Consider the following 25,601-nt stretch of genomic DNA (forward strand, 5'->3'; position numbering starts at 1 on the left):
GGCGACGGGTTTCTCGAATGAATATCACGTTTCTTCTGAACGGAGAGACAGTGGAGTTGGCGGATGTCGATCCGACAGCGACCCTGCTGGACTGGCTGCGCGAGGATCGCGGCCTGACCGGCACCAAGGAAGGCTGCAACGAGGGCGATTGCGGCGCCTGCACGGTCATGGTGACGGATGAAGGCGGCGCCAAAGCGCTGAACTCCTGCATCCTGTTTCTGCCGCAACTGCATGGCAAGGCTGTCCGCACTGTCGAAGGCGCCAGCGGCCCGAAGGGCGAGGCCCATCCGGTGCAACAGGCGATGGTCGATCTGCATGGGTCGCAATGCGGTTTCTGCACCCCCGGCTTTGTCATGTCGATGGTCGCCAGTCATGCGAACGGCGCGACGGATTACGACACCCAGCTTGCCGGAAACCTGTGCCGCTGTACCGGCTACGCCCCGATCATTCGCGCGGCTCAGGCCGCTGAGGATCAGCCTGTTCCCGTCTGGGTCAAAGACAAACCGGTCGCCGTGCAGGCATCGCCGATGGTGCCCGGCTCGTCCGACGAGTTGGCAGCAGTGTACGCCGAGAACCCGGATGCCACCCTTGTCGCTGGAGCGACCGATGTCGGGCTTTGGGTCACCAAGCAATTGCGCGATCCGGATCCGGTGATTTTCCTCAACCGCTGCGAGGATCTGAAACAGATCACGATCACCGAGGACGAAATCCGCTTTGGCGCGATGGTCGACATGAACCGTATGGGCGCGGCGCTGACTGATTTGCACCCCTCTTACGCTGAAATGATCCGCCGTTATGCCAGCGTTCAGGTGCGCCACGCGGCCACCGTGGGCGGCAATATCGCCAATGGGTCACCCATCGGAGACAACCCACCCGCCCTGATCGCGCTGGACGCCACCCTGCATCTGCGCAATGGCGATGCGCGGCGGTCGATGCCTCTGGAAGAGTTCTTCATCGATTACGGCAAGCAAGACCGCGCACCGGGTGAGTTCGTCGAAGCCGTCAGTTTCCCCCGTCAAGCGGATCGCTTGAAAGCCTACAAACTCAGCAAACGGTTCGATCAGGATATCTCGGCCGTCTGCGGGTGTTTCAACATCACCGTTTCGGACGGTACCGTCACGCAAGCGCGCATCGCGTTTGGCGGCATGGCGGGCATCCCGAAACGGGCATCCCATGTCGAGGCCGCACTGATCGACAAACCGTGGACGCGCGAAACCATTAACGCCGCGCTGCCCGCCTTTGCCAACGACTATTCACCACTCACGGACATGCGCGCCTCGGCCACCTATCGTCTGGAAACCGCCAAGGCGATGCTTGAGCGGTACTTCCTCGAGGATCAGGGCGAACTGACCAATGTGCTGGAGGTGTCGGCATGAGCGTGACCAAACCCCTCCCCCATGACGCGGCACCGCTGCATGTGTCCGGCTCGGCGCGATACGTGGATGACATTCCGACGCCAAAGGGTTCTCTGCATTTGGCATTTGGCCTGAGCCCGATTGCCAAAGGCAAGATCACCGCGATGGACCTGTCGACCGTGAAAGCTGCCGACGGGGTCGCGATGGTGATGACGGCGGATGACCTGCCGTTTGCCAACGACGTCTCACCCTCGATCCATGACGAACCGCTGCTCTCCGACGGAACAGTTCACTATATCGGCCAGCCGGTGTTTATGGTCGTCGCCACCAGCCATTTGGCCGCCCGCAAAGCCGCGCGGCTTGGTAAGATCGACTATGCCGAAGAAACTCCGATCCTGACGGTCGAAGACGCTCTGGCCGCTGACAGCCGGTTCGAGGACGGCCCGCGCATCTATGCCAAGGGTGACGCCGACGCGGCCATTGCGGGCGCGGCCCACGTGGTTGAAGGCTCCTTTGAACTCGGCGGGCAAGAGCATTTCTATCTGGAAGGTCAGGCTGCGCTGGCCGTGCCGAATGAAGGCGCGGATATGCTGGTGCATAGCTCGACCCAGCACCCGACCGAGATTCAGCACAAGGTGGCGGACGCTTTGGGCGTTCCGATGCATGCTGTCCGGGTCGAAACACGCCGGATGGGCGGCGGTTTTGGTGGTAAGGAAAGTCAGGGTAACGCTTTGGCCGTTGCCTGTGCAGTGGCCGCGCGGGCAACAGGCAAAGCCTGCAAGATGCGCTATGACCGGGACGATGACATGATCATCACCGGCAAGCGCCATGCGTTCCGCATCTCGTACAAGGCCGGATTTGATGAGCATGGCCATATTCAAGGCGTCTCGTTCCTGCACCACGCCATCTGCGGTTGGGCGCAGGACCTGTCCCTACCCGTAGCCGACCGCGCGATGCTGCATTCGGACAACGCTTATCTGCTGCCCAATGCGCGGATCGAGAGCCACCGGCTGAAGACGAACACCCAATCCGCCACCGCCTATCGTGGGTTCGGAGGCCCGCAGGGCATGGTCGGGATCGAACGGGTGATGGATCACGCAGCCTACGAATTGGGACTGGACCCGGCCGAGCTGCGCAGACGGAACTACTATGAACCCGCGCACAAGGTGGCGGAGGTAGAACCGACAGAGAAACCACTGAGTCACCCCGACCCGCATGAGGACCTGACCAGCCGAGGCGCGGTTGAAACCGGAAGCGCACCAGTGCGCCCTCTGCCCGCTGGCGGCAACACCACGCCCTATGGCATGGAGGTCAGCGATTTCGAGCTGCATGGCATGACCGAAGCGCTGCTGAAATCCAGCGACTATGCCGTGCGCAAAGCCGCAATCAAGAAATGGAACGCCGAGAACAGCGTGATCAAGAAGGGCATCGCCTTCTCTCCGGTCAAGTTCGGGATTTCCTTCACGCTGACCCACCTCAACCAGGCGGGTGCGCTGGTACATGTGTATCAGGACGGCTCGGTCCACCTGAACCATGGCGGCACCGAGATGGGACAGGGGCTGTTCCAGAAGGTCGCGCAGGTGGCTGCGTCCCGCTTTGGCATTCCGCTGGAAATGGTCAAGATCACCGCCACGGATACCGCCAAAGTGCCGAACACCTCGGCCACGGCAGCGTCTTCGGGCAGTGACCTCAACGGGATGGCCGTGAAAGCGGCCTGCGATACGATCCGCGACCGGATGGCCGAATATCTGGCCGAGCGGCATCAGGCCGATCCGTCGACAGTCACCTTCTCTGACAGCCAGGTTTCGGTTGGCGAGGAACGCTACACCTTCGCCGAAGCCGCCGCGCTGGCCTATCAGGGACGCATAAGTCTGTCGGCAACCGGCTTCTATAAAACGCCAAAAATTGAATGGGACCGGATCGCTGGACGTGGACGCCCATTCTTCTACTTCGCCTACGGAGCCTCGATCACCGAGGTTGCCGTGGACACTCTGACCGGTGAAAACCGCATCCTACGCACCGATATCCTGCATGACGCAGGCGCCTCGCTGAACCCGGCGCTGGACATCGGGCAGGTCGAAGGCGGCTATGTGCAGGGCGCCGGCTGGCTGACAACCGAGGAACTGGTCTGGGACGGCAAGGGCAACCTACGCACCCACGCGCCCTCGACATACAAGATCCCGGCCTGTTCGGACCGGCCCGACATCTTCAACGTCGCGCTCTGGGATGGTGAGAACCGCGAGGACACGATCTATCGCTCGAAGGCTGTGGGTGAGCCGCCGTTCATGCTGGGCATCTCGGCTTGGTTGGCGCTGTCGAATGCGGTGGCCGCCTGTGGCGACAGCTATCCGGCGCTGGATGCACCCGCCACAGCCGAAGAGATCTGGCGCGGCGTCCAACGGGTAAAAGGAGGAACCTGATGGGATTTGATCGAGAGGCTTTGAGGGAGGCGGTCAAAACCCACGGGAAAGTCACCCGGGTGGTCATCGCTGCGATCAAGGGGTCATCCCCGCGAGAAGTCGGTGCTGCAATGCTGGTTTGGGAGAACGGGCAAAGCGGAACCATCGGTGGTGGCACACTGGAGTTTCAAGCGGCTGTGGCCGCGCGGGCGCAGACGATGCAAGCCCGCCTGACACATCACGCGCTTGGCCCCGACATGGGCCAATGCTGCGGCGGTGCGGTGTCACTGCTGAGCGAGGTCTTTGACCATAAAGCGGTTGAAGCGCTCGACGACACGGTCATCGCGCGATCCGCATCCGAAGGCGACATGCCTCTGTCGGTCAAACGCCTGCTGGCGGCCGCGCGCGGACAGGGCGTCGCGCCCGAACCGCAACTGGTCGACGGCTGGATGGTTGAGCCGGTACACAAGCCAACACGGAACCTGTGGATCTGGGGCGCAGGCCATGTGGGCCGCGCGCTGGTGGATGTTCTGTCCCCCCTGCCCGATCTGGCGATCACATGGGTCGATACCGGCCCCGAACGGTTTCCGGATTCAATTCCGGCCGGAGTGGCGGTGGTTCCGGCCACCAAACCTGCGGAACTGGTGCGCCACGCACCACCCGATGCCGAGCATCTTGTGCTGACTTATTCACACAATCTGGATTTAGAGCTGTGCAACCGGCTGCTTTTGCATGATTTCCGCTTTGCGGGCCTGATCGGCTCGGCTACGAAATGGGCGCGATTCCGGTCGCGGCTGGCGGCCCTTGGGCATTCGCCCGAACGGATCAGCCGGATCACTTGCCCGATTGGGGACCCCGGCCTGGGCAAGCACCCGCAGATGATCGCCGTTGGCGTCGCCGCGCAGCTCTTGCGCCCGGCCCGACAGAACGAGTTGAAGAAGGACCTGAGCGCGTGACCACTCCACTCTTAAGCCTGCAAGGGCTGACCAAGGCCTATCCCGGCGTCGTGGCCAATGATCAGGTGTCCTTTGACATCGGTGAGGGCGAAGTTCACGCCTTGCTGGGCGAAAACGGCGCGGGTAAATCCACGCTGGTCAAAATGATCTACGGGTTGGTGAAACCCGACAGCGGCACAATGTTACTGCGGGGCCAGCCCTTTGCGCCACCTGAACCCCGCGCGGCGCGGGCCGACGGGATCGCAATGGTGTTCCAGCACTTTTCGCTGTTCGATGCATTGAACGTGGCCGAAAACATCGCGCTGGGGATGGAGAACCCGCCGCCGATGGGTGATCTGGCCTCGCGCATCCGCGAAGTGTCCGAGACCTACGGCCTGCCGCTGGACCCCTACCGCACCGTTGGCGACCTGTCCGCAGGCGAACGCCAGCGGGTCGAAATCATCCGCTGTCTGCTGCAAGACCCGAAGCTGCTGATCATGGACGAGCCGACCTCGGTTCTGACCCCTCAAGAGGTCGATATCCTGTTTGAAACGCTGAACAAGCTGCGGTCCGAGGGCACTTCGATCCTGTATATCTCGCACAAACTGGAAGAAATCCGGACCCTGTGCGACCACGCCACGATCCTGCGTCTGGGCAAGAATGTCGGCGAATGTGTCCCCTCTGAAACCTCGGCCCGCGACATGGCCGAGATGATGGTTGGATCGACCCTGCAGACACCCGAACGGTCGGGCCGCGAATTTGGCGATGTCGCGCTGGATGTCAGCGGGCTGTCGGTACCCTCGCCGTCGGAATTCGGCACGGCGTTGCGCAATGTCCACATGACGGTCCGCAAGGGCGAGGTTCTGGGCATCGGTGGCGTCGCCGGGAACGGGCAGGATGAATTGCTGGGCGTGCTGTCGGGCGAAATCCTGACAACCGCCGATGCGATCAAGTTCAACGGCCAGAAGATCGGCAAGCTCGGCCCCACCGCCCGGCGAAAGCTGGGTGTACTGACCGCTCCCGAGGAACGGCTGGGCCATGCGGCGGCTCCGGATATGAGCCTGACCGAAAACGCCCTGCTGACCGGATCGGTTCGAGAGGGGTTGGAAAGCAACGGGTTCCTCAAATGGGCCGAGACCAAAAGCTTTGCCGAAAAGATCATCAGCGCCTTCGACGTGCGCACGCCGGGGCCGGAGAACGCAGCGCGTTCGCTGTCGGGCGGAAACCTGCAGAAATTCGTGATCGGTCGCGAAGTTCTGCAGAACCCCGACGTGCTTGTGGTCAACCAGCCGACATGGGGTGTGGATGCAGCGGCGGCGGCCTCGATCCGGCAGGCCATTCTGGATCTGGCCGCAAAAGGTACGGCGGTGATCTGCATCAGCCAGGACCTCGACGAGCTGATGGAAATCTCGGACAGCTTCGCGGCCCTGAACGAAGGCCGCCTGAGCGCCCCGCGCCCGACCACGGGCCTGACGGTCGATGAGATCGGCCTGATGATGGGTGGGGCGCATGGCATGGAGGTGGCGCATGTATGAACGGTCGCGTCGCCTTCGGCGAGAGTATTTAAAAAAAGATGAAGATGGGTGGGGGATGAGCAGATGATTGTGTTGGAGAAACGGCCGCAGCCGTCCAAGGCGTGGTCTTATGCCACCCCTCTGGTCGCGGTGCTGGCGACGATGGTGTGCGGCGGCATTCTGTTCGCCATTCTGGGCAAGAACCCGGTTGAGGCCATCGGAACCATTTTCTGGGAGCCCCTTTTCGGTGAGTTCGCCTTTTACTACCGCCCGCAATTGCTGGTGAAAGGCGCGCCGTTGGTGTTGATTGCCATCGGCCTGTCGCTGGGCTTTCGGGCCGGTATCTGGAATATCGGGGCTGAGGGTCAGTACATCATGGGCGCCATCTTTGGCGCGGGGGCCGGTCTGGCTTTCTACCCTCTGGATGCGTGGTACATCTTTCCGATCATGGTGATTGCCGGAGCCTTTGGCGGCTGGCTGTGGGCGATGATCCCGGCCTTTCTGAAAGTGCGGTTCGGCACCAACGAAATCCTCGTGTCGCTGATGCTGGTCTATGTGGCCGAGCAGATGCTGGCCTCAGTCTCGTTGGGTTTGCTGAAAAACCCCGAGGGGTTCGGCTTTCCTGGCTCGCGCAACCTGCAATCCTATGACAGCGCGCATAACGCCGAGTTGATCACTGGATCGGGGATGCACTGGGGCGTGGTGACGGCATTGATCGCTGTGATCTTTGCCTATGTCCTGCTGAACCGTCACATGCTGGGCTTCCACATCCGACTAACGGGTGAAGCGCCAAGAGCTGCGAAATTCGCAGGTGTGAACCCTGCCCGTCTGATCCTGTTCTGTCTGGGTCTGTCCGGCGCATTGGCAGGTCTGGCGGGGATGTTCGAGGTCTCGGGGCCTTCGGGCGTGGTCAGCATCGACTTTAACGTCGGCTACGGCTTTACCGCGATCATCGTGGCCTTTCTGGGCCGCCTGCATCCGGTGGGCATCCTGCTCGCCGGCGGCCTGATGGCGCTGACCTATATCGGCGGTGAAATCGCCCAGTCTCAGCTGGGTCTGCCCGCCGCGGCCATTCAGGTGTTCCAGGGAATGCTGCTGTTCTTCCTTCTGGCCTTCGATCTTCTGACAAACTACCGCATCCGTGCGGCCCGTAGCGAGGTAGCGTAAATGGACCTTGGTGAAATCAATCCCGTCCTTCTGGTCGCCTCGCTGATGGTGGCCGCAACCCCCCTGCTGCTGGCCGCGATCGGAGAGTTGGTCGTCGAGAAAGCAGGTGTTCTGAACCTCGGCGTCGAGGGTATGATGATCGTCGGCGCAATCAGCGGCTTTGCGATCTCGGTCGAGACGGGCTCGCCCTGGCTGGGCTTTGTCGCGGCGGCCATAGGCGGCGCGGTACTATCGTTGTTGTTCGTGCTGCTGACGCAGTTTGCACTGGCCAATCAGGTCGCAAGTGGCCTTGCCCTGACCCTGTTCGGGCTCGGTTTCAGCGCGCTGATGGGTCAAAGCTATGTGGGCGTCAAGCCACCCGACATGGGTGAAATCCACATCCCCGTGATCAGCGATATCCCGGTGATTGGCCCGATCCTGTTCCAGCATGATCCGATCCTCTATGTCGGTATTGCTCTGACGGCCGCAGTCTGGGCCACACTGAAATACACCCGCGTCGGCCTGATCCTGCGCGCGGTGGGGGAAAACCACGATGCGGCGCATGCGCTTGGCTACAAGGTCATCAAGATCCGCATCATGGCGATCCTGTTCGGTGGAGCCTGCGCGGGCCTTGGTGGGGCTTACATCAGCCTGATCCGCGTGCCGCAATGGACCGAGGGCATGACCGCAGGTGTCGGCTGGATCGCGCTGGCTCTGGTGGTGTTTGCCAGCTGGAAGCCGTGGCGCGCGTTGCTGGGTGCCTATTTGTTCGGCGGAATCACGGTGTTGCAGCTGAATTTGCAGGCGGCGGGCGTTGCCATTCCCGTCGAGTATCTGGCAATGTCGCCCTATATCATCACGATCCTTGTGCTTGTGATCCTTTCGGCCGACAAGAGCAGCGCACCTGCCGCACTGGGCCGGACCTTCCATGCCTCGCACTAGGGGCCAACTGAACCAACTTGGGGAGTAACACATGAAATTCACTACACTTCTGACAAGTGCCGCCTTGGCGCTGGGTCTGGCCTCGGGGGCCATGGCCGAAGACAAGACCAAGGTCGGTTTCGTCTATGTCGGCCCGGTGGGCGACGGCGGCTGGACCTATGAACACAACAAGGGCCGTCTGGCAGTTGAAGAGCACTTTGGCGACAAGGTCGAAACCGTGTTCGTTGAATCGGTGCCGGAGGGCCCGGATGCCGAGCGTGTGATGACCCAGATGGCGCTGGAAGGGGCCGATCTGATCTTCACCACTTCGTTCGGCTATGGCCCGGCGACGCTGAACGTCGCCAAAAAATTTCCGAACATCAAGTTCGAACACGCGACTGGCATCAATACCGCCGACAACGTCTCGATCTATTCCGCTCGCTTCTACGAAGGCCGCGCTGTGCAGGGTCACATCGCCGGTAAAATGACCGAGTCAAACATCGTCGGTTATATCGGTTCTTTCCCAATTCCCGAAGTGGTCCGCGGCATCAACTCGGCCTATATCCACGCCAAGAAGGTGAACCCGGATGTCGAGTTCAAGATCGTCTGGGTCTACACTTGGTTCGATCCGGCGAAAGAGGCTGACGCCGCCACCGTTCTGATCGAACAGGGCGCGGACGTGATCCTGCAGCACACCGACTCGACCGCACCTCAGGCGGCTGCGCAAGAGGCAGGCAACGTGATCACCTTCGGCCAGGCCTCGGACATGAGCGAATACGCTCCGTTCCCGCGCGTGTCGTCGATCATCGACAACTGGGCGCCCTATTACATCGCACGCACCCAGGCCGTCATGGATGGGTCGTGGGCGACCGTGAACACCTGGGACGGCATCCGCGAAGGTATGGTTGAGATCGGTGAGATTTCCGACGCCGTACCGGCCGACGTGAAAGAAGAAGCCCTGGCGATGAAAGCCGCCATGGCCGCGGGTGAATACCACCCCTTCTCCGGTCCGCTGAAAAAGCAGGACGGCAGCGACTGGCTGGCCGAGGGCGAAACCGCTGATGACGGTACGCTGGCGGGCATGAACTTCTATGTCGAAGGGCTGGAAGGCGAAATTCCGCAGTAAGCTTAGATCACGCGATCACTGGAAAAGGCCCGCTTCACGCGGGCCTTTTTTAAGTTCTTCAGATCCGAGAAAAACACAAATATTCTGATTATTCCCGAGTATTCCAACGGGGGAGATTATTACGGCCGGACAGAGAGGCTACGACTGAATCGTGTTACAAAATAAAGGAGCACGACATGAAAAAGCCCAATCACAACGCCGACATAAAAAACCCCAACAAAGGCTCGCCCGGACAGAACAAAGCCCATGCGAATGCCCAAGGGCATCGCGGCGGGCAGCTGAACCCAAACCGCAAAACGACCAGCGCCAAGAAGTCATGACATACAGCCGGGCGCTTTCGAGCGCCCGGCCTATTTAAGGATAAGAAATGAGCGCCAAAAGAAGCACCGAATTCTATGGTGACACTGAAAAACTGATCCAAATTGCATCGAAACACGGGATGCGGCAGACGACTATTGCCTCGCTGTGTAACGTGAGCCAATCCACTGTCAGCAAGTGGAAAAGCGGGGAACTTCCTGCAAAACGCAAGGATATTGCGCCTTTGCTGAAGAAATTCGGTGAGCACCTACGGCGCACACCATTCAAACTCTATCAGACTACGGCCACGCAAGAAGAACCTAGAAAGTTCGTCCGCGTCGAGGGCAAGTTGATCCTGCGAGAGAAGTTCCGGGGCGTTCATAAGGAAAATGTAACGCCCACGCTCCGGGTATCGATCCATCGTCAGGGCGCTGATCAGTTTGCCTTTGTAATCGAGTCGACCATAGCCACTTACCCGGAACGCAACAAAACCACGGGCCCTATGCCCCTGATCACAGATCGGCTGGCTGCATGGTTTCTGGACGGCACCATTGATCAGGCCGTGTGGGTTGCGGATATGGATAAGCTACGAAACTTGGCACTGCGCCTAGCAAGCGGTGATAATGCCAAACTCTTCCCGTCTCTCGGACAATTACCATATCTCGTGGCCGAGGCACTGCTTAACCACGGGTACAAACTGGATGACCTTGTGGAGTTCAAACTCGCAGAGTAATCTGCACCTCCACAACCAAACCGCCCGAAGGGGCAAATTCTGGCAGCGCCTGAGACACAGGCCCTGTGTCAGGTTTGTGAGCTTTTTGCACGCCGCGTGATCCGGCCTTTTGCCGCCGCGCCGCGCACGAACCGTTAAGGTCCGAACGAGACGACCCGAGCCCGAGCCTAACACGCGACGGCAGGCTCCTCTCTAAGGGGTATGGGGTGGGTCGCCACCAAGCCGCAGGGTGACCTGCCGCTTGGTGGCTGTTTTCAACATCAGTGCCCGGTCAGAACCAGCGTGTTCACCGGCATCAGGATCAGGCGCAGGCGCAGGCCTGCGGCGTGGACCACACCGATCGTGTCGATCACGTGCAGGGCGGCAGATTGCCAAAAGCCCAGATTCTCGTGCTCCAGCCGTTCGTGATTGTCGGTATAGACATTGGCCAGACAATTGCTGCCCGGCGGGATGTCATCGGCCATGCCTTTATAGAGCGGCTCCATATACACCAGGATCGAACCCGGAGTGGTGTTGTTCTGCACATCCCGCAGTTCATCCGTGGGGCGGATTTGCCCGGATGGGATCACGTCCTGAACCTCGACCACCACCATCGGGATCACTGTAAAGGGCTTGGTCATGCACCCCAGTTCGCCGATCATACCGGGTTTGATAACCTGTGCTGACATCTGATTGAAGGCCGCCTGAAACCGGTTGTGGCCCGAACTTGACGGGACCAGAATACCAGCCGGGCGCAAAAGCGGGCTGACATAATCGCCAACCTGCAGGCCGAATTGCTCGACCCGGCCCGTCACTCCGGCGCTGATCACGGTCTTGTCCAGTTCGGTCAACGCGGCATCCAGCTGTGCGTTGGCGCTGGCCAGTTGGGCGGGGATCAGTTCCTCGATCTGTTGCACGACGGCTGCACGCTGCGACTCGGCAGCCCTCAGTTGCGCCTCACGTTCGGCCACCAGGTTCTCCAACCGATCAATCTCGGCCAGTCTTACAGCACTGGAGCCTTCGTCGCGCAGCGTGGTGTTGCGCTCAAGGTCCTCAAGCGACTGATCCAGCCCGGCGCGGGCACCGGCAATGCCGGCTTCGGCCTCGGCCAGATCGGTTTCCGCCACTTTCAACGAGGCCTGAACCTGCGCGATCTGGGCATGGGCGGCCTCAACCATGGCGGTCTGGGTGAAATCCTCGATCCGGAAGATCGGCTGGCCCGCCACGACCTGCTGGTTGTTGGAGACATACACCTCGGACACGCGGCCACCCAGCTGCGGCAGGATCGTCACCGTGCGGAAATAGGATGCCGCTGTCTTACTGGCCGGGTGGAAATAAAACAGCGTGGTAATCACCGTCAGCGCCAGAATGGCACAGGTGGTCAGGCCCCAGCGCAGCTCATACCACATGGTAAACAGCGTGATTTCATGACCGATCCGTTTGCCCTGAACAAACCGGCGGAACAGATAGTCGGGCAGCACCGTTATCAGCGCGCACATCAATGTCTCAAGCATGTCTTACTGCTCCTGCTGCGCGGCGGTTTCCGAGGGCTGGACCGGCGCCTGTTCGGGCGGGTCCTGTTTGCCCAAAGATCGGATCGCGTCGGCGATGGCCCTCAGCGGGGCGGCAACGTCGGGGAACTGGAACCCGGCCACCAGAACTGCGGCAACCCAGAACAGACCGTTATGGGTGAATAGCGCCAACAGGGCCAGTATGCCGACCAATTGGAACTGTGGGTGGTTGGATTCATGCGCGATCTTTTCGGGGATCGAGTGCAGGGTGAAATATCCCACGCCAATCAGAATGATGACGACAACGGTAAAAATGAACATGAACGTCAAAAGAAAATCACTGCCGTCCGCCTGGGTCACGTAGGACGGAATATGCCCCGTGGCCATCGGGTGTAGGTCTGCGGTACTCACCCTGCCCTCCTGTTTCTGCTTGGTTCTTGTTTGGATGGGTTGATGCGTAAATTCAAGCCTGCTTTAAGTTTTCAGACGTTTTCATGCACTGAACACGGCACGTGACCAAAGGGGACACATGATTGATTTTCTGATCATCGGCGGCGGCATTGCCGGCCTCAGCACCGGGGCGCGGCTGTCTCAGCACGGGAAAGTCACCGTGCTCGAGGCCGAGGAGGCCCTGGGCTATCATGCCTCGGGCCGTTCGGCCGCATTGTTCGAAGAAAGCTATGGGCCGTCGTCGGTTGTAGCACTGAACAAGGCCAGCGCCGAATTCATGCGCACCGGAAACGGTGGTTATCTGACGCCGCGCGGGTTGATGCTGGTTGGTGGAAAGGGTCAGGCCTCGGGGTTCGAACGGGACATGGTGGATCTGAACATGCAGGTCATCACCACGGGGGACGCGCGGGCTCGGGTACCGATCCTGAACCCTGATACGTTGGGCTTCGCCGCCGTCAGTACTGCGGCCTTCGACATCGACACGGACAGGTTGCTGCAAGATTTCGCCCGCATCATTCGCGGTAATGGTGGTGAGGTTCTGACCAAAGCCAAGGTCACCGCCATTCGCAAAGCCCGTCACTGGATAATCGAGGCCGGTGGCACCTACGAGGCCGATACCCTGATCAATGCTGCGGGCGCCTGGGTGGACGAGGTCGCAGCAATGGCCGGAATTGCCCCGATCGGGATCATTCCGAAACGCAGGTCGATGGCACGCCTGCCTGCGCCGGGCGGGCATGACGTGAAAGACTGGCCCATGATGCTGGGCGTGGGTGAGGCGTGGTATGCCAAACCCGATGCGGGCAAGCTGCTGGTTTCTCCGTCCGAGGCCGATCCGGTGCCGCCACATGATGCCTATGCCGACGATATGGTTCTGGCCGAAGGTCTGGCCCGGTACGAAGAGATGGTCACCGAGCCCGTCACGCGGGTTGAAACCAACTGGGCGGGGTTGCGCAGCTTTGCGCCCGATGGAACCCTTGTGCTGGGGCCGGAACCGGCTGACCCGTCGTTCATATGGGTGGCCGGTCAGGGCGGGTACGGGTTCCAAACCTCTCCGGCCGCGTCGCAGTTGGTTGCGGACCGCGTGATCGGTGCTGCGCCGGACCTGGATGCGGAAACGATTGCGGCCCTCAGCCCGGAAAGGTTACGCAGATGACCAAACGCCCTTTACCGTCCAATGCCAGTGTCGCCACTGAAGGGCAGGACGGGCGGCTGATTGCCCCCGCCGCAACCCGCAACGCCGAGGCGCTGTGTGACCTGCTGACGCAATGGGCCCCAACGACCGGACAGGCGCTGGAGATCGCCAGCGGCACAGGCCAGCATGTCAGCGCCTTTGCCCAAGCCTTGCCCGACCTGCATTGGCAACCGACCGAGGTTGAACCCGATCGGCGTGCCAGCATCGACGCTTATGCCACCGATCTGCCCAACGTCGCTGACGCCGTCGCACTGGATGCAACAACGCAAGGGTGGCATGAAGCGTTCGCCGATCAGAACCTGATCGTTCTGATCAATCTGGTGCATCTGATCAGTTGGCAGGAAACGCAAGTACTGATTGCCGAAACCGCACAGGCACTGGCCCCCGGGGGAAGGTTCATCCTCTACGGGCCGTTCAAACGCTCAGGCCAACTGACCAGCGACGGCGACCAGAGGTTCCATAGCGCGCTGGTCCAGCAAGACCCCGAGATTGGATATAAGGACGACAAGGACATTGTCGGTTGGATGGCAGGGCAGAACCTGATTGTCCTCGATATTGTCGAGATGCCTGCGAACAATCTGGCCTTTGTCGCGGAAAAGACCGTCACCTGATCAAGATCAAGGCCCGGTTTGACGCATCAAAACATATTCCGTTTGCCTGATATTAAATGGAATGATGACATGAGCTGGCAGGACAAGATCAAAGACACACGCAATGGTCTGCGCAACCTCAACGGCGCGATACCCGATGCCACCCGCGCATTCGGTGCGCTCAGCGCTGCGGTCAAACAAGGCGGAACACTGGATTACAAGACCAAAGAGTACATCGCCTTGGGCATGTCCATTGCGATCCGGTGCGAACCCTGCATCACGCTTCACACCGAAGCGCTGGTCAAAGCGGGCGCAACGCGAGAGGAGTTTTCCGATGTGTTGGCCATGGCCGTACAGATGGGCGGCGGGCCATCGATGATGTACGCCGCCAAGGCGCTGGAATGCTACGATGAACTGAGCGCCTGATCCCGAAAGCAAAAGGCCCCGGGCTTAGCCGGGGCCTTTGTGTGTTCAGCCGTCCTTGCGGATGGTTTCGTTCTTCGGATCGTAGGGGCTGTCGCAGGTGACGACCGCATCCCATAGCTTGTCCTGAATTTTGACTTGCAGCTTGGTGCCTTCGACCGCCATCTCGGGCTTTACGTAGCCCATGCCGATGGATTTCTCGAACGCCACCGAGTAGCCGCCCGAAGTCAGACGACCCACACGCTCACCTTCCGGCGTATACAGCGCCTCGCGGCCCCACGGATCGGCATCGTCCGGCCCGTCGATCAGCAGAGTGCAGCACTTCACGCGCACACCGGTCTCTTCCAGCTTGGCCTTGCCGTAGAAGTCTTTCGACAGATCGACAAAGCGCGGCAGGTCAGCTTCCAGCGGGGTCGCGTCGCGGCCCAGTTCGGTGCCGAAGGCGCGATAGGATTTCTCCTGACGCAGCCAGTTCTGGGCACGTGCACCGACCAGCTTCATACCGTGCTTCTCACCGGCTTTTTCCAGCAGGTCGAACAGGTAGTTCTGCATCTCGATCGGATGGTGCAGTTCCCAGCCCAGCTCGCCGGTATAGGCCACACGGATCGCGTTCACGGGGCACATGCCCAGTTCGATCTGGCGGGCCGACAGCCACGGGAAGCGCTTGTTGGACAGAGCAGTTTCCGGATCGGCGTCTTTAATGACCTCTTTCAGAACGTCACGCGACTTGGGTCCGGCGATGGCGAAGACGCCCCACTGAGTGGTCACGTCCTGGATCTCGATGTAGCCGAACTCCTCCATCTTGTCCTCGGCCGCCTTGCGCAGATAGTCGGCGTCGTACTCGGTCCAGGCACCGGCAGAGACGATGTAGTAGTTGTTCTCGCCATTGCGGACGATGGTGTATTCGGTGCGAGTGGTGCCGTTCGATGTCAGCGCGTAGGTCAGGTTGATACGACCGACCTTGGGCAGCTTGTTGCAGGTGAACCAATCCAGGAATTGGGTCGCACCGGGGCCTTTGACGACGTGCTTGGTGAAGGCCGACGCGTCGATCAGGCCAACGCCTTCGCGGATCGCTTTGGCTTCTTCGACGGCATATTGCCACCAGTTGCCACGGCGGAAGGAACGGCTTTCCTCGTCGAAGTTTTCAGGCGCATCGACGGGGCCAAAGTAGTTGGGGCGTTCCCAACCGTTTACCCAACCGAACTGGGCGCCACGCGCTTTCTGGCGGTCATAGGCCGGAACGGTCCGCAGCGGACGGCAAGCCGCGCGCTCTTCATCCGGGTGGTGCAGGATGTAGACGTGCTCATAGCACTCTTCGTTCTTGCGGGCCGCGAACTCGGTGGTCATCCAGTTGCTGCTGTAGCGTTTGGGGTCCAGCGAGGCCATGTCGATCTCGGCTTCGCCATCGACCATCATCTGCGCCAGATAATAGCCGGTGCCGCCTGCTGCGGTGATGCCGAAGCTGAAGCCTTCGGCCAGCCACATGTTGCGCAGACCCGGAGCAGGGCCAACCAGCGGGTTGCCATCGGGGGTGTAGCAGATCGGGCCGTTGAAATCGTCTTTCAGGCCGGACTCGGCACAGGACGGAACACGCTCGGCCATCGCCATATACTGTTCAGCGATCCGGTCCAGATCCAGCGGGAACAGGTCGGCACGGAAGCTGTCCGGTACGCCATGCTCGAACTGCGCGGGTGCGCCGTGTTCATAGATACCCAGAATCCAGCCGCCGCGTTCCTCACGCGCATAGGATTCGTTGTCGGCGTCACGCACAACGGGGTGTTCGGGGTTACCAGCTTCGCGCCATTTGACCAGCTCGGGGTCTTTATCCATGACGATGAAGGTATGCTCAACCGGGATCGCGGGCATTTTGATGCCCAGCATCTTGGCCGTACGCTGCGCGTGGTTGCCCGATGCGGTCACGACATGCTCGGCAGTGATCACCACCTGCTCATCTGACGGAATGAGGTTGCCGCCCTTTTCGACCATCTTGGTGCAGGTGACTTCCCAGTGAGTGCCGTTCCAGTGGAAGGCGTCGGCCTGCATCTTGCGGACGATGTCCACACCGCGTTGACGCGCACCCTTGGCCATCGCCTGGGTTACGTCGGCAGGGTTAATGTAGCCGTCTTCGGTGTGGTAGATCGCACCTTTCAGGTCCGAGGTCTCGATCAGCGGCCAGCGTTCCTTGATCTGATCAGGTGTCAGCCATTCATAAGCAACGTCACAGGTCTCGGCTGTGGACGCATACAGCATGTATTCGTCCATGCGTTCCTGCGTCTGCGCCATGCGCAGGTTGCCGACCACGGCGAAACCCGCGTTCAGGCCGGTTTCTTCCTCGAGCGTCTTGTAGAAATCGACCGAGTATTTGTGGATATGGGTCGTCGCATAGGACATGTTGAACAGCGGCAGCAGGCCCGCTGCGTGCCAGGTGGATCCGGACGTCAGCTCGTCCCGTTCGATCAACATCACATCGTCCCAGCCCGCTTTGGCCAGGTGATAGGCAATCGAGGTCCCGACGGCGCCGCCGCCAACGACCAGTGCTTTGACTTGGGTTTTCATAACCGGACGTCTCTCCTTGGAATCTGTTGGAACCATATGGCGCATTTGCAGGGCCAAACGCGACATTCATCCGACCAGTGAGAGAAGGAAAACGACCCCGCCGCTGCATATGAGCGGCGGAATCTGTCTATCTGAGCTTATTGCCCGGTGACTGAACACCGCTTGATGCTGCCGACCTTGGCACAGCCGCCACCCAACCCGCCCTTGTGCACACGCACCGGCTGGCTGGCCTTTGTGCGCGTTGCCGTGGCCTCTTTGGGTTCCGATTCCCCGAACGCCGGCAGCTTGTCTTTCAGGCGGCTGAAAAAGCCGGGCGCCTCTTGTTCGGCGGCGGCGTCCTTTGCTGCGGTATCCACTTCAGCGGCAATATCCGTTGCTGCGGTGTCCTGTTCAGCCGGGCCATCCAACGCGGCGTGACGTTCACCCGAATCCAGCAGCAATTTCTGCGCCCGCCCATAACCGATCTGCAGGACATCCTGATTTTCGAAGACCTCTCCGCCGGTGATGTCCATCAGACCTTCGCTGTTGAAACCCGACGCTGTCATCGTGTTCACCATAACCGCAGCAAAATCCAGATTCTCGAGCTTTTTGCTGGCTGTCTTCTCCTGAACCATCTTCATTTTGGAATACAGGCGGTCCATTTTCGTGGCGACCTCAGGCTGCCGGTCCATCGGCACCGAAAACCCCTGCCCCACTACAGGCGAAGGGAAGGTCAGCAAAGCATTCAGCGCCGCATAGTCAACCGCGCCCAAAAGCTCGCGGATCGAGGCATCGCTGGCATTGGTGTGCAACCGGATCACGACCTCTTCGTCAATTCCGATCCGCCCCGTGATCTTGCGATACGCAAGCGCCTCAGTCGGAGAGGTCATGTCCTGAGTAACTTCGATGAACGCGACACCACCGATAACGGCGAACCCTTTCTTGATCACGGCATGTGCCATGAAATTCTGCTGCCGGGACAGCGCGATTCCCGCCAATGTGTTGCGCACCGATTCCGGTTTCAGGCTGATGTCGAACCACGCGATTTCTTCACCTTGAACATAGACCGCACCTGTCTCGCTGAGCTTGCGCAGAATGCCATCTTTGCCCCCGCTGGACAGGCTCATCAGTTCCGCCGTGTTTGAAATGGAACTGATCAGCGGCGTCATACCATAGCTTGAGATCGCGGTCGCAACGGCCTTGTTATCCGCATCGGTCAGTTCGTATCGTGACCATCTTTTGGTGGATGCCGGTAGATGAGGTTTTGCACCCGCTTTCCACAGCTTCTTGCGTTCCCGCTCGGCCTCTTTGGCGTCACGTTCGACCTGTTGCTGCGCAAAGCGGTGCTTGATCGTGTCCACATAGCCATTGGCAGACAAGGTGCCTTCGTGCTTTTTGTCCTGTTGATAGTAATCCAGGCCAACGATGACCAAGACTATGATCATCACAAACCCAAAGATCCGCAAACCGTCCATCTGAATATCCGAAATCAATCGCTGCTCGTTTTCGCGAAAGATAAACCCAAATTGGGGCGGTCTTATGACTGCGACGCCGGAATTTCGGCGCGGATCAAAACTCTGCGGATGGTAGAATTTTACCCGGATTCATGATGTTATCCGGATCCAGTGCCGCCTTGATCGCCCCCATATAGGTGACCGCCGGGCCCAGTTCCTTGATCAGATAGGGCCGCTTGCCCTGCCCGATTCCGTGTTCACCGGTACAGGTCCCCTCCATCGAGATCGCCAGATCGTTCAGCCAGCCTACAAAGCCATCAGCTTTGGCCACCTCGTCCGCGTTCTCCATGTCGATCAGCAGCAGAGTGTGAAAGTTCCCATCGCCCACATGCCCGACAATCGGGGCCAGAAGGCCAAGGTCCTGCGCTTTGGCACGCGTCGCCGCGACGCATTCCGCAAGGCGCGAGATCGGGACGCAAACATCGGTGGAAATACCGCGCGCGCCGGGGCGCAGTTGCAGGCTGGCCCAATACATGTCGTGCCGGGCCTGCCACAGCTTGTTGCGCTCTTCGGTGGTTGAGGTCGCGGCGAAATCCGCGCCACCGAATTCCGCGGCGATCTGACCAAAGGTTTCAGCCTGCTCGACCGCACCAGCCTCGGACCCGTGGAATTCCAGCAGCAACAGCGGCGTTTCCGGCAGGTCCAGCCCGGAATAGGCGTTGGCGGCCCTGACCGACAATTCATCCAGCAGCTCGATCCGCGCGACCGGCACGCCATATTGGATCGTCATCATCACCGCCTGACAGGCAGCATCGACCGTTGGAAAGGAACACCGGGCCGAGGTGATTGCCTCGGGGATGCCCTGCAGGCGCAGTGTCAGTTCCGTGATGATACCCAACGTGCCCTCGGCCCCGATCAGCAACCGGGTCAGGTCGTACCCGGCCGAGGATTTCTTGGCCCGGTGTCCGGTGCGGATGATCTGCCCGTCCGGCATCACCGCTTCCAGACTGAGGATATTGTCCTTCATCGTGCCATAGCGCACCGCATTGGTGCCCGAGGCCCGCGTCGCCGCCATCCCGCCCAGCGAGGCATTGGCGCCCGGATCGATAGGAAAAAACAGACCCTGATCGCGCAGGTGGGTGTTCAGGTCTTCGCGCGTGACACCCGGCTGCACGACGCAATCCAGATCGCCCGCGTGGACAGCCAGAACCTTGTTCATCTGGGTCAGATCCACCGAGATACCACCAGCCGGGGCGTTTACATGCCCTTCCAGCGAGGTGCCGGTCCCGAAGGGGATCACAGGCACCTTGTGCCGGGCGCAGGTTTTAACGATCTCGGACACTTCTGCGGTCGAATGCGGGAACACCACCGCATCCGGCGACTGGTTTTCGATCCATGTGGTCGTGTGGCCGTGTTGCTCGCGGATCGCCTGACCGGTTTGCAGGCGATCGCCGAACTTCTGCTTCAGAATGCCGACAGCTGTTTCAATCCCGGCCTCGTTTCGGGGCAACGTCACTGCCTGCACCATGAAGAACCTCTCTTATTCGCCCAGCGCGATGCCTTCGCGGCGCGGGTCTGCGCCACCGATCAGAACATCCCCGATTTCAATCGCGTGCAGGCCCGAGGTCAGATTGCGCGGATTGACCTCGAACCCCAAGCCGATCAGCGCATCGGCATACCCCTCGGCGGCTGTACCCTGCTCCACATCATAGGTGCCAAAACGGTTGACCAGATGCGGCAAAGACAGCGCCTGTTGCACATCCATGTCCCAATCGGCCCAGGCGATAATCGACTTGGCCACGTAACCGATGATCCGGCTGCCGCCCGGAGAACCAATCGCCAGCACCGGTGCGCCGTCCTGCATCACGATGGTGGGGCTCATGGACGAGCGCGGACGCTTGCCCGGCTCCAACCGGTTGGCAATCGGCACACCATCGCTGTGGGTTTTGAACGAGAAATCGGTCAGTTCGTTGTTCAACAGGAAGCCATTGGTCATAAGCCGCGAACCGAACCCGTTCTCGATGGTCGTCGTCATCGACAACACGTTGCCATACTGATCGACAATCGAGATATGCGAGGTCGAGGGCAGTTCCAGCGACACGTCATCCGCCCAGTTCGACGCGTGGTCGAATTCGGGGTTGCCGGGCGCGACTTCGATCAACGCCCCCTCGCCGCTCAGCAGTTGCCCGCGTTCATTGAGGTAATCGGGGTCCACCAGACCTTGCGTCGGCATCGGGACAAAATCGTGATCGGCCATGTATCGACCGCGATCCGCAAAGGCCAAACGCGAAGCATCGCCGACCAGACGCCATGTATGCACGTCCTCGGGCCCCATCGTGGCCAGATCATACCCTTCGAGCATCCCCAGGATCTGCCCGACCGTCAGCGCCCCGGACGAAGGCGGTCCCATGCCGCAGACCTCATAGGCGCGATAGGCGGTGCAGACTGGCTCGCGCTCGATCACCTGATACAGTGCCAGATCGATGCCGGACAGCACCCCCGGATTGCCCGGCGCATTGCGGACGGTGTTGACGATTCCTGCCGCGATTTCACCACCGTAGAACCCGGCCGACCCTTCGCTGGCCAGAACCCGCAGCGTTTCGGCATATTCCGGGTTCATCAGCCGCTGCCCCTGCTGCAAAGGCTCTCCACCCGGCAGGAAATACTCAGCTGTCACGGGGAACCGCGACAGACGTTCAGCATCGGCTTCGACCAATGTGGCCAAGCGCGGCGAAACCAGAAACCCCTCGTCCGCCAGCGTGATGCCATCCTCAAACAGGCTGGGCCACGGGCTGCGGCCCCAACGCCGGTGCGCCTCGGCCAGCAAAGCGGGCGTTCCGGGCGTGCCGACCGAAAGACCGCCGACCACGGCATCGTAGAATTTCAGCGGCTCACCATTTTCATCGTGAAACAACCGGTGGTTCGCCTCAAGCGGAGCCGTCTCGCGCCCGTCCAGCGTGGTCAGCTTGCCGGTTGCGGCATCGTACCAGACCAGAAACGCGCCGCCGCCAAGGCCCGAGGATTGCGGCTCGACCAGCCCCAGCACGACCTGCACGGCGACCATTGCATCAGCCGCGGACCCTCCGGCCCGCAACACCTTGGCCCCGGCCTCGACGGCCAGAGGGTTCGCGGCAGCAACCATCCAGTTCTGTGAAGTAACCGGCTGACCGGCCATCTTGGCCTCAAGCGAGGCGATAATCTCGTCCGTAAGACCCTGAACCTGGCCGTCCGAGGCCCCCTCGGGGGCTACCGCATCCGCAGTTTCCTGCGCGAACGCCGCGCCACCCAGCGTCAACGCCGCGAAAAACAATCCCGAAATCAGATTTCGTTTCATCGTATCCTCCTGAAAATTCGTCTGTCGTCCCTGCGGCGCTAACGCGTCACAACATGGATGGCACAACCTGATCCGGCGGGCGGTGTCCGTCTTCGAAGGTCTTGATATTGATGATGACCTTCTCGCCCATCTCAATCCGCCCTTCCAGCGTGGCCGATCCCATATGAGGCAGCAATACGACGTTCGGCAATTGCCGCAGGCGCGGGTTCACATGTGTGCCGTGCTCGTACACATCCAGCCCCGCCCCGGCGATATCGCCCGAGCGGATTTGACGGGTCAGCGCGTTTTCATCGATCACCTCACCCCGCGACGTGTTCACGATAACGGCGGAAGGCTTCAACAGCTTCAGACGCCGCGCATTCATCAGGTGGAAGGTCGACGGCGTAGAGGGGCAGTGGACCGAGATGACATCCATCCGCGCCACCATCTGGTCGAGGCTTTCCCAATAGGTCGCCTCAAGCTCCTGTTCGATCTCGGGGCGCAACCGTCGGCGGTTGTGGTAATGCACCTGCATCCCGAAAGCCGAGGCACGGCGGGCCACAGCCTGACCGATCCGTCCCATGCCCAGAATACCAAGACGGCGCCCGCCGATCCGGCCACCCAGCAACGCGGTCGGGGCCCAGCCCGTCCAATCGCCTTTTTGCATGACCGACAGCCCCTCGGGAATCCGGCGAGTGACCGAGAGGATCAGCGCCATGGTCATGTCCGCAGTATCGTCGGTCAGCACGCCGGGCGTGTTCGACACAAGAATGCCCCGTTGCCGGGCCGTGGCCACATCGATATTGTCGACCCCCGCCCCATAATTGGCGATCAGCCGCAGCTTTTCCCCGGCCTGCCCCAACAACCCGCCATCAATGGCGTCGGTCACGGTGGGCACAAGGACATCCGCGCTTTGCACCGCTGCGACCAATTCTTCTCGTGTCATGGGCGTGTCATCGTCGCGCAACTGTACATCGAACAACTCGCTCAGCCTGGTTTCAACCGCCTCGGGCAACCGTCGCGTAACGACAACACTCAGACGTTCTCTTGGCACCTTCGTCCTCCCACCGCTTTGCAAACCTTCGCGCGCCATGGCATCGTGGCGCAGGATAAGGCGGGGCACAAGAACCCCATCGCATTGAGACGACCTTTTTTCGAAACCCGATCAACAGGCACAAGAGCAGACAGTCAGTGAGTGGTTTTCTACCAGTAAAACGCCGCCTTCTGGTGGTCACGTCCGCAATTCTGGTTGCACTGGGCACTCTGAGCGCCAGCGCACAGGACAAGCGTGGCCCTGTAACCAACCTGCCCCTGCCGCGATATGTTTCGATGAAAGCCGCCGAGGGCAACGTGCGCCGTGGACCCTCGCTGACTCATCGAATCGACTGGGTGTTCAAACGGCGCGGAATGCCGCTGCAGATCACGGCCGAATACGGCAACTGGCGCAGGGTTCAGGATCGCGACGGTGCCGGTGGTTGGGTTCACTACGCCTTGCTGTCCGGTGCCCGCACGGTGCTGATCGAATCCGAATTGCTGACCGTCTACACCAGCCCCGACCCCAATTCTCAGATCAGCGCGAAATTCGAATCCGGGGTGGTTGCGCGTCTTGGTAATTGCAGCCTGGACTGGTGCCACATCTCGGCTGGCGGTTATCGCGGCTGGGCGCAAAAATCGAACCTCTGGGGCGTCGACCCCGCCGAGATTCGCGAATAGCGGGGCGTTCCTGCCGCCCCGCGTGAAACGTGCAGCTGCTACGCGCTTTCGGCGGTACGTGTGCCCATTTCCTTATCCAGCAACAACAGGTTCCAACGATCCCCGTTGGCCGCTTTGGTCTGGTCGAGAATTTTTCCGAACAGGTCTTCTTCCTCGTTCTGCTCTGCCAGGAACCAGTTGAGCATGTTCTGAGTGCTGTATTCCTTGACCTCATGCGCCATCTCGAACAACGCATTGATCTGGCCGGTCACGGTTTCCTCGTTCGCCAGCGCGTATTCCAGCGCCTCAACCGGCGAGGCATAATCCGTTTTGGGTTTGGCGATCCCGTCGATTTCGATTCTCCCACCACGTTGGGCCAGAAAATCGAAGATGCGCATGGCATGTGTGCCCTCTTCTGCCGAATGGCCGCGAAACCATTGTGCAAATCCGGGCAGGTCCTCGGATTCGAAATACGCCGCCATAGCGAGGTAGGTATAGGATGCGTGAAGTTCGTTGTTGATCTGACGATTCAACGCTTCTGCGACCTTCGAGTTCAACTTCATCTTCATCTCCTGTGTCACGGTGTTCCGGGGCAATCATACAGCTATGTTTCCCAATGTTCTGGCGCAACCATTGCCTTTGGGATTTTTTTGATATTTTTCAGCATTTTGCCGGGAAAATTTGCAAGTGAAAAGCACTTGCAGCATCAAGGGTATTCCGCGATCCGATGCAGTCAGCGGCCAAACATCTTGCAGCCATAAAGAACACGCGGTTGGCACAGCGCCCTTCGTGGCCTGGAACCGGCCCAGCCGCGACCGCCCTTCCCCACGGAACGCTTCATCGTTCTATTGACTGGCAGGCGTAAATTCCAAGCCTCGCACCAACGGGAACAAGGGCAAAATAAATTTTACTCCAAGCCCAAGTTTTTCACTCAAAACCTCTTGAACCCGCCGATCAACAATCGTAGATAGCCGCTCACCGATGGGGTGTAGCCAAGTGGTAAGGCAGCGGTTTTTGGTACCGTGTATCGTAGGTTCGAATCCTACCACCCCAGCCAGCACAGCTAACATATTGTTATCGCTGGATAATTTCGGAATTTCGCCCGGAATTTCCGACTGGTTTTGAGGTTTATCGGCACTCCAGAATCCAGTGGCGGCGCAATTCTTGGGGTTTCTGCGAAAAGTCTGGAATCGCCATTTCCGCGGTAGCAGTTTGACTGTGAACGATGGCAGGTGCATCTCCAATGATGCGGCTTTGATGTACGGAGCCGGGGTGACCCGGCCGAGGGTTGGCCGGATCATCTTCATGTTTTTGGAAACGTGAAAGTATTAGCCCGTGGGCAAGTGTTCAAAGGGCAGCAAACTGTTCGCGCTGTTCTGCCCAGAGCGGCGAGAAGGCATGACGTTTTAGCCATTCGGAATTCAGGCCAATCGGCTGCCTGCCCTCAAGAACCGAACTAATGATATCCGGTGCCAGGAACGCCAGTTCGATCAGATGCTGAATACGGCGTTTTGAGACACCTTCAGCCTCAGAAATCTCGCCGAAGGTTTTTCCTGATCGCACAAGATCGAAGTACCGGTGGGCCCGGGCGATGTTGCGAAGCAGGGTTCATCAGGTTGCATCCGCCGGTTTTGCGATGATGCGGTATCGTGACGGCTGCCCGCCGCCTGATTTCTCGGTGGATATCTCAAATCCGGCCTTGCGCAAGCCGCTTAGCGCGGCGCGGGTTGTATGAGGTAGCCAGCCAAACTTTTGGCAGATACCCGGGACATCAGCGCCGTTCTTTCGGCTGAGCATCCGGATCAACTGAGTTTTCTTTGTAGCGGGTTTTAATCGCGTTGTTGGCATCTCTTCTCCTGTTCAGATCCGCAGGTCAGAATTGATCCTGCTACTGACCAGAGCCCGCTGGCCCGGGCGGAGAAGGCGTCTCTCTCTTTAATTGCGTCGCATAGATAGTACCGCTCCATTTGAAGCCGAAGTCCAGTGGAAAGCAGGGATAACGCACGTTCAGCTGTGGCAAATGGAGTGTTTAGTGG

The 25,601-nt window shown here is 60.1% G+C and carries 23 protein-coding genes and 1 tRNA gene; 14 read left to right on the plus strand and 10 right to left on the minus strand.

Features of this window, described 5'->3' with window-relative positions; translation table 11 throughout:
* The first annotated feature begins 17 nt into the window (after window positions 1–17).
* The 9 genes from xdhA to ACR0DO_RS04585 all read left to right on the plus strand — a co-directional run bounded on the left by xdhA (window position 18) and on the right by ACR0DO_RS04585 (window position 10,426).
* Window positions 18–1,376: a xanthine dehydrogenase small subunit gene (gene xdhA, locus ACR0DO_RS04545; RefSeq protein WP_480556910.1), complete on the plus strand. Its 1,359-nt coding sequence runs from the start codon at window positions 18–20 to the stop codon at window positions 1,374–1,376.
* Window positions 1,373–3,775, plus strand: coding sequence for a xanthine dehydrogenase molybdopterin binding subunit (xdhB, locus tag ACR0DO_RS04550; protein WP_480556911.1), 2,403 nt, complete (start codon window positions 1,373–1,375; stop codon window positions 3,773–3,775). The genes xdhA and xdhB overlap by 4 nt, the downstream gene beginning before the upstream one ends.
* Entirely contained in the window at window positions 3,775–4,710 is a 936-nt protein-coding gene (xdhC, locus tag ACR0DO_RS04555) for a xanthine dehydrogenase accessory protein XdhC (protein WP_480556912.1), read from the plus strand. The genes xdhB and xdhC overlap by 1 nt, the downstream gene beginning before the upstream one ends.
* Window positions 4,707–6,224, plus strand: coding sequence for an ABC transporter ATP-binding protein (locus tag ACR0DO_RS04560; protein WP_480556913.1), 1,518 nt, complete (start codon window positions 4,707–4,709; stop codon window positions 6,222–6,224). Before xdhC ends, ACR0DO_RS04560 begins: the two co-directional genes overlap by 4 nt.
* A 63-nt stretch (window positions 6,225–6,287) precedes the next feature.
* A complete protein-coding gene (locus ACR0DO_RS04565; RefSeq protein WP_480556914.1) occupies window positions 6,288–7,370 on the plus strand; it encodes an ABC transporter permease in 1,083 nt (360 codons plus the stop codon).
* On the plus strand, window positions 7,371–8,291 hold the full coding sequence (locus ACR0DO_RS04570; RefSeq protein ID WP_170325991.1) for an ABC transporter permease: 921 nt from the start codon (window positions 7,371–7,373) through the stop codon (window positions 8,289–8,291).
* Window positions 8,292–8,322: 31 nt separating this feature from the next.
* Window positions 8,323–9,396 (plus strand): BMP family ABC transporter substrate-binding protein, encoded by a 1,074-nt coding sequence (locus tag ACR0DO_RS04575; RefSeq protein WP_480556915.1) that lies wholly within the window; start codon window positions 8,323–8,325, stop codon window positions 9,394–9,396.
* A 176-nt stretch (window positions 9,397–9,572) separates the two neighbouring features.
* Window positions 9,573–9,716: a hypothetical protein gene (locus ACR0DO_RS04580; RefSeq protein ID WP_170440660.1), complete on the plus strand. Its 144-nt coding sequence runs from the start codon at window positions 9,573–9,575 to the stop codon at window positions 9,714–9,716.
* A 47-nt stretch (window positions 9,717–9,763) separates the two neighbouring features.
* On the plus strand, window positions 9,764–10,426 hold the full coding sequence (locus ACR0DO_RS04585; RefSeq protein WP_480556916.1) for a helix-turn-helix domain-containing protein: 663 nt from the start codon (window positions 9,764–9,766) through the stop codon (window positions 10,424–10,426).
* Window positions 10,427–10,686: 260 nt separating this feature from the next.
* On the opposite strand, the gene ACR0DO_RS04590 is transcribed toward ACR0DO_RS04585, so the two are convergent.
* Entirely contained in the window at window positions 10,687–11,919 is a 1,233-nt protein-coding gene (locus tag ACR0DO_RS04590; RefSeq protein ID WP_480556917.1) for an HlyD family secretion protein, read from the minus strand.
* Between the two features lie 3 nt (window positions 11,920–11,922).
* On the minus strand, window positions 11,923–12,327 hold the full coding sequence (locus tag ACR0DO_RS04595) for a hypothetical protein (protein ID WP_480556918.1): 405 nt from the start codon (window positions 12,325–12,327) through the stop codon (window positions 11,923–11,925).
* A 118-nt stretch (window positions 12,328–12,445) separates the two neighbouring features.
* On the opposite strand from ACR0DO_RS04595, the gene ACR0DO_RS04600 reads away from it, so the two are divergent.
* The 3 genes from ACR0DO_RS04600 to ACR0DO_RS04610 all read left to right on the plus strand — a co-directional run bounded on the left by ACR0DO_RS04600 (window position 12,446) and on the right by ACR0DO_RS04610 (window position 14,574).
* Window positions 12,446–13,519: an NAD(P)/FAD-dependent oxidoreductase gene (locus ACR0DO_RS04600; protein ID WP_480556919.1), complete on the plus strand. Its 1,074-nt coding sequence runs from the start codon at window positions 12,446–12,448 to the stop codon at window positions 13,517–13,519.
* Window positions 13,516–14,169: a DUF938 domain-containing protein gene (locus ACR0DO_RS04605; protein WP_480556920.1), complete on the plus strand. Its 654-nt coding sequence runs from the start codon at window positions 13,516–13,518 to the stop codon at window positions 14,167–14,169. The genes ACR0DO_RS04600 and ACR0DO_RS04605 overlap by 4 nt, the downstream gene beginning before the upstream one ends.
* A gap of 69 nt (window positions 14,170–14,238) precedes the next feature.
* Window positions 14,239–14,574, plus strand: a complete 336-nt coding sequence (locus tag ACR0DO_RS04610) for a carboxymuconolactone decarboxylase family protein (protein ID WP_170440650.1) — start codon at window positions 14,239–14,241, stop codon at window positions 14,572–14,574.
* Between the two features lie 45 nt (window positions 14,575–14,619).
* Here ACR0DO_RS04610 and ACR0DO_RS04615 read toward each other — a convergent pair whose 3' ends face one another.
* The 5 genes from ACR0DO_RS04615 to ACR0DO_RS04635 all read right to left on the minus strand — a co-directional run bounded on the left by ACR0DO_RS04615 (window position 14,620) and on the right by ACR0DO_RS04635 (window position 22,927).
* Window positions 14,620–17,127 (minus strand): GcvT family protein, encoded by a 2,508-nt coding sequence (locus tag ACR0DO_RS04615; protein ID WP_170674684.1) that lies wholly within the window; start codon window positions 17,125–17,127, stop codon window positions 14,620–14,622.
* A 137-nt stretch (window positions 17,128–17,264) separates the two neighbouring features.
* The gene (locus ACR0DO_RS04620) at window positions 17,265–18,581 is read right to left on the minus strand and encodes a hypothetical protein (protein ID WP_480556921.1); all 1,317 of its coding nucleotides are present in this window, start codon (window positions 18,579–18,581) and stop codon (window positions 17,265–17,267) included.
* A gap of 94 nt (window positions 18,582–18,675) precedes the next feature.
* Complete coding sequence (locus ACR0DO_RS04625) at window positions 18,676–20,088, minus strand: FAD-binding oxidoreductase (RefSeq protein ID WP_480556922.1); 1,413 nt, start codon at window positions 20,086–20,088, stop codon at window positions 18,676–18,678.
* A gap of 12 nt (window positions 20,089–20,100) precedes the next feature.
* Window positions 20,101–21,894 carry a gamma-glutamyltransferase gene (ggt, locus tag ACR0DO_RS04630; protein WP_480556923.1) on the minus strand — a complete coding sequence of 598 codons (1,794 nt, stop codon included), beginning with the start codon at window positions 21,892–21,894 and terminating at the stop codon, window positions 20,101–20,103.
* A 46-nt stretch (window positions 21,895–21,940) separates the two neighbouring features.
* Window positions 21,941–22,927: a 2-hydroxyacid dehydrogenase gene (locus ACR0DO_RS04635; RefSeq protein WP_170440640.1), complete on the minus strand. Its 987-nt coding sequence runs from the start codon at window positions 22,925–22,927 to the stop codon at window positions 21,941–21,943.
* A 170-nt stretch (window positions 22,928–23,097) separates the two neighbouring features.
* On the opposite strand from ACR0DO_RS04635, the gene ACR0DO_RS04640 reads away from it, so the two are divergent.
* Window positions 23,098–23,586, plus strand: a complete 489-nt coding sequence (locus tag ACR0DO_RS04640; RefSeq protein WP_480556974.1) for an SH3 domain-containing protein — start codon at window positions 23,098–23,100, stop codon at window positions 23,584–23,586.
* Between the two features lie 38 nt (window positions 23,587–23,624).
* Here the strand turns inward: ACR0DO_RS04640 and ACR0DO_RS04645 are convergent, their stop codons facing one another.
* Window positions 23,625–24,128 carry a ferritin gene (locus ACR0DO_RS04645; RefSeq protein ID WP_480556924.1) on the minus strand — a complete coding sequence of 168 codons (504 nt, stop codon included), beginning with the start codon at window positions 24,126–24,128 and terminating at the stop codon, window positions 23,625–23,627.
* 419 nt (window positions 24,129–24,547) lie between these two features.
* Here ACR0DO_RS04645 and ACR0DO_RS04650 point away from each other — a divergent pair.
* A tRNA-Gln gene (locus ACR0DO_RS04650) sits at window positions 24,548–24,622 on the plus strand.
* Window positions 24,623–24,912: 290 nt separating this feature from the next.
* Here the strand turns inward: ACR0DO_RS04650 and ACR0DO_RS04655 are convergent.
* Complete coding sequence (locus tag ACR0DO_RS04655; protein ID WP_480556925.1) at window positions 24,913–25,128, minus strand: hypothetical protein; 216 nt, start codon at window positions 25,126–25,128, stop codon at window positions 24,913–24,915.
* A gap of 48 nt (window positions 25,129–25,176) precedes the next feature.
* Window positions 25,177–25,413, minus strand: a complete 237-nt coding sequence (locus ACR0DO_RS04660) for a DUF3489 domain-containing protein (RefSeq protein ID WP_480556926.1) — start codon at window positions 25,411–25,413, stop codon at window positions 25,177–25,179.
* Window positions 25,414–25,601: the final 188 nt, after the last annotated feature.

The organism is Ruegeria sp. AM9, assembly GCF_056540565.1.

What these genes read in the sequence shown, in the direction of transcription:
- ACR0DO_RS04590 (WP_480556917.1), bottom strand. Translation starts at nt 11,919, where the DNA reads ATGCTTGAGACATTGATGTGCGCGCTGATAACGGTGCTGCCCGACTAT.
- ACR0DO_RS04575 (WP_480556915.1), top strand. Translation starts at nt 8,323, where the DNA reads ATGAAATTCACTACACTTCTGACAAGTGCCGCCTTGGCGCTGGGTCTG.
- ACR0DO_RS04615 (WP_170674684.1), bottom strand. Translation starts at nt 17,127, where the DNA reads ATGAAAACCCAAGTCAAAGCACTGGTCGTTGGCGGCGGCGCCGTCGGG.
- ACR0DO_RS04610 (WP_170440650.1), top strand. Translation starts at nt 14,239, where the DNA reads ATGAGCTGGCAGGACAAGATCAAAGACACACGCAATGGTCTGCGCAAC.
- ACR0DO_RS04625 (WP_480556922.1), bottom strand. Translation starts at nt 20,088, where the DNA reads ATGGTGCAGGCAGTGACGTTGCCCCGAAACGAGGCCGGGATTGAAACA.
- ACR0DO_RS04645 (WP_480556924.1), bottom strand. Translation starts at nt 24,128, where the DNA reads ATGAAGTTGAACTCGAAGGTCGCAGAAGCGTTGAATCGTCAGATCAAC.
- ACR0DO_RS04565 (WP_480556914.1), top strand. Translation starts at nt 6,288, where the DNA reads ATGATTGTGTTGGAGAAACGGCCGCAGCCGTCCAAGGCGTGGTCTTAT.
- ACR0DO_RS04660 (WP_480556926.1), bottom strand. Translation starts at nt 25,413, where the DNA reads ATGCCAACAACGCGATTAAAACCCGCTACAAAGAAAACTCAGTTGATC.
- xdhB (WP_480556911.1), top strand. Translation starts at nt 1,373, where the DNA reads ATGAGCGTGACCAAACCCCTCCCCCATGACGCGGCACCGCTGCATGTG.
- ACR0DO_RS04605 (WP_480556920.1), top strand. Translation starts at nt 13,516, where the DNA reads ATGACCAAACGCCCTTTACCGTCCAATGCCAGTGTCGCCACTGAAGGG.
- ACR0DO_RS04580 (WP_170440660.1), top strand. Translation starts at nt 9,573, where the DNA reads ATGAAAAAGCCCAATCACAACGCCGACATAAAAAACCCCAACAAAGGC.
- ACR0DO_RS04585 (WP_480556916.1), top strand. Translation starts at nt 9,764, where the DNA reads ATGAGCGCCAAAAGAAGCACCGAATTCTATGGTGACACTGAAAAACTG.
- xdhC (WP_480556912.1), top strand. Translation starts at nt 3,775, where the DNA reads ATGGGATTTGATCGAGAGGCTTTGAGGGAGGCGGTCAAAACCCACGGG.
- ggt (WP_480556923.1), bottom strand. Translation starts at nt 21,894, where the DNA reads ATGAAACGAAATCTGATTTCGGGATTGTTTTTCGCGGCGTTGACGCTG.
- xdhA (WP_480556910.1), top strand. Translation starts at nt 18, where the DNA reads ATGAATATCACGTTTCTTCTGAACGGAGAGACAGTGGAGTTGGCGGAT.
- ACR0DO_RS04570 (WP_170325991.1), top strand. Translation starts at nt 7,371, where the DNA reads ATGGACCTTGGTGAAATCAATCCCGTCCTTCTGGTCGCCTCGCTGATG.
- ACR0DO_RS04620 (WP_480556921.1), bottom strand. Translation starts at nt 18,581, where the DNA reads ATGGACGGTTTGCGGATCTTTGGGTTTGTGATGATCATAGTCTTGGTC.
- ACR0DO_RS04600 (WP_480556919.1), top strand. Translation starts at nt 12,446, where the DNA reads ATGATTGATTTTCTGATCATCGGCGGCGGCATTGCCGGCCTCAGCACC.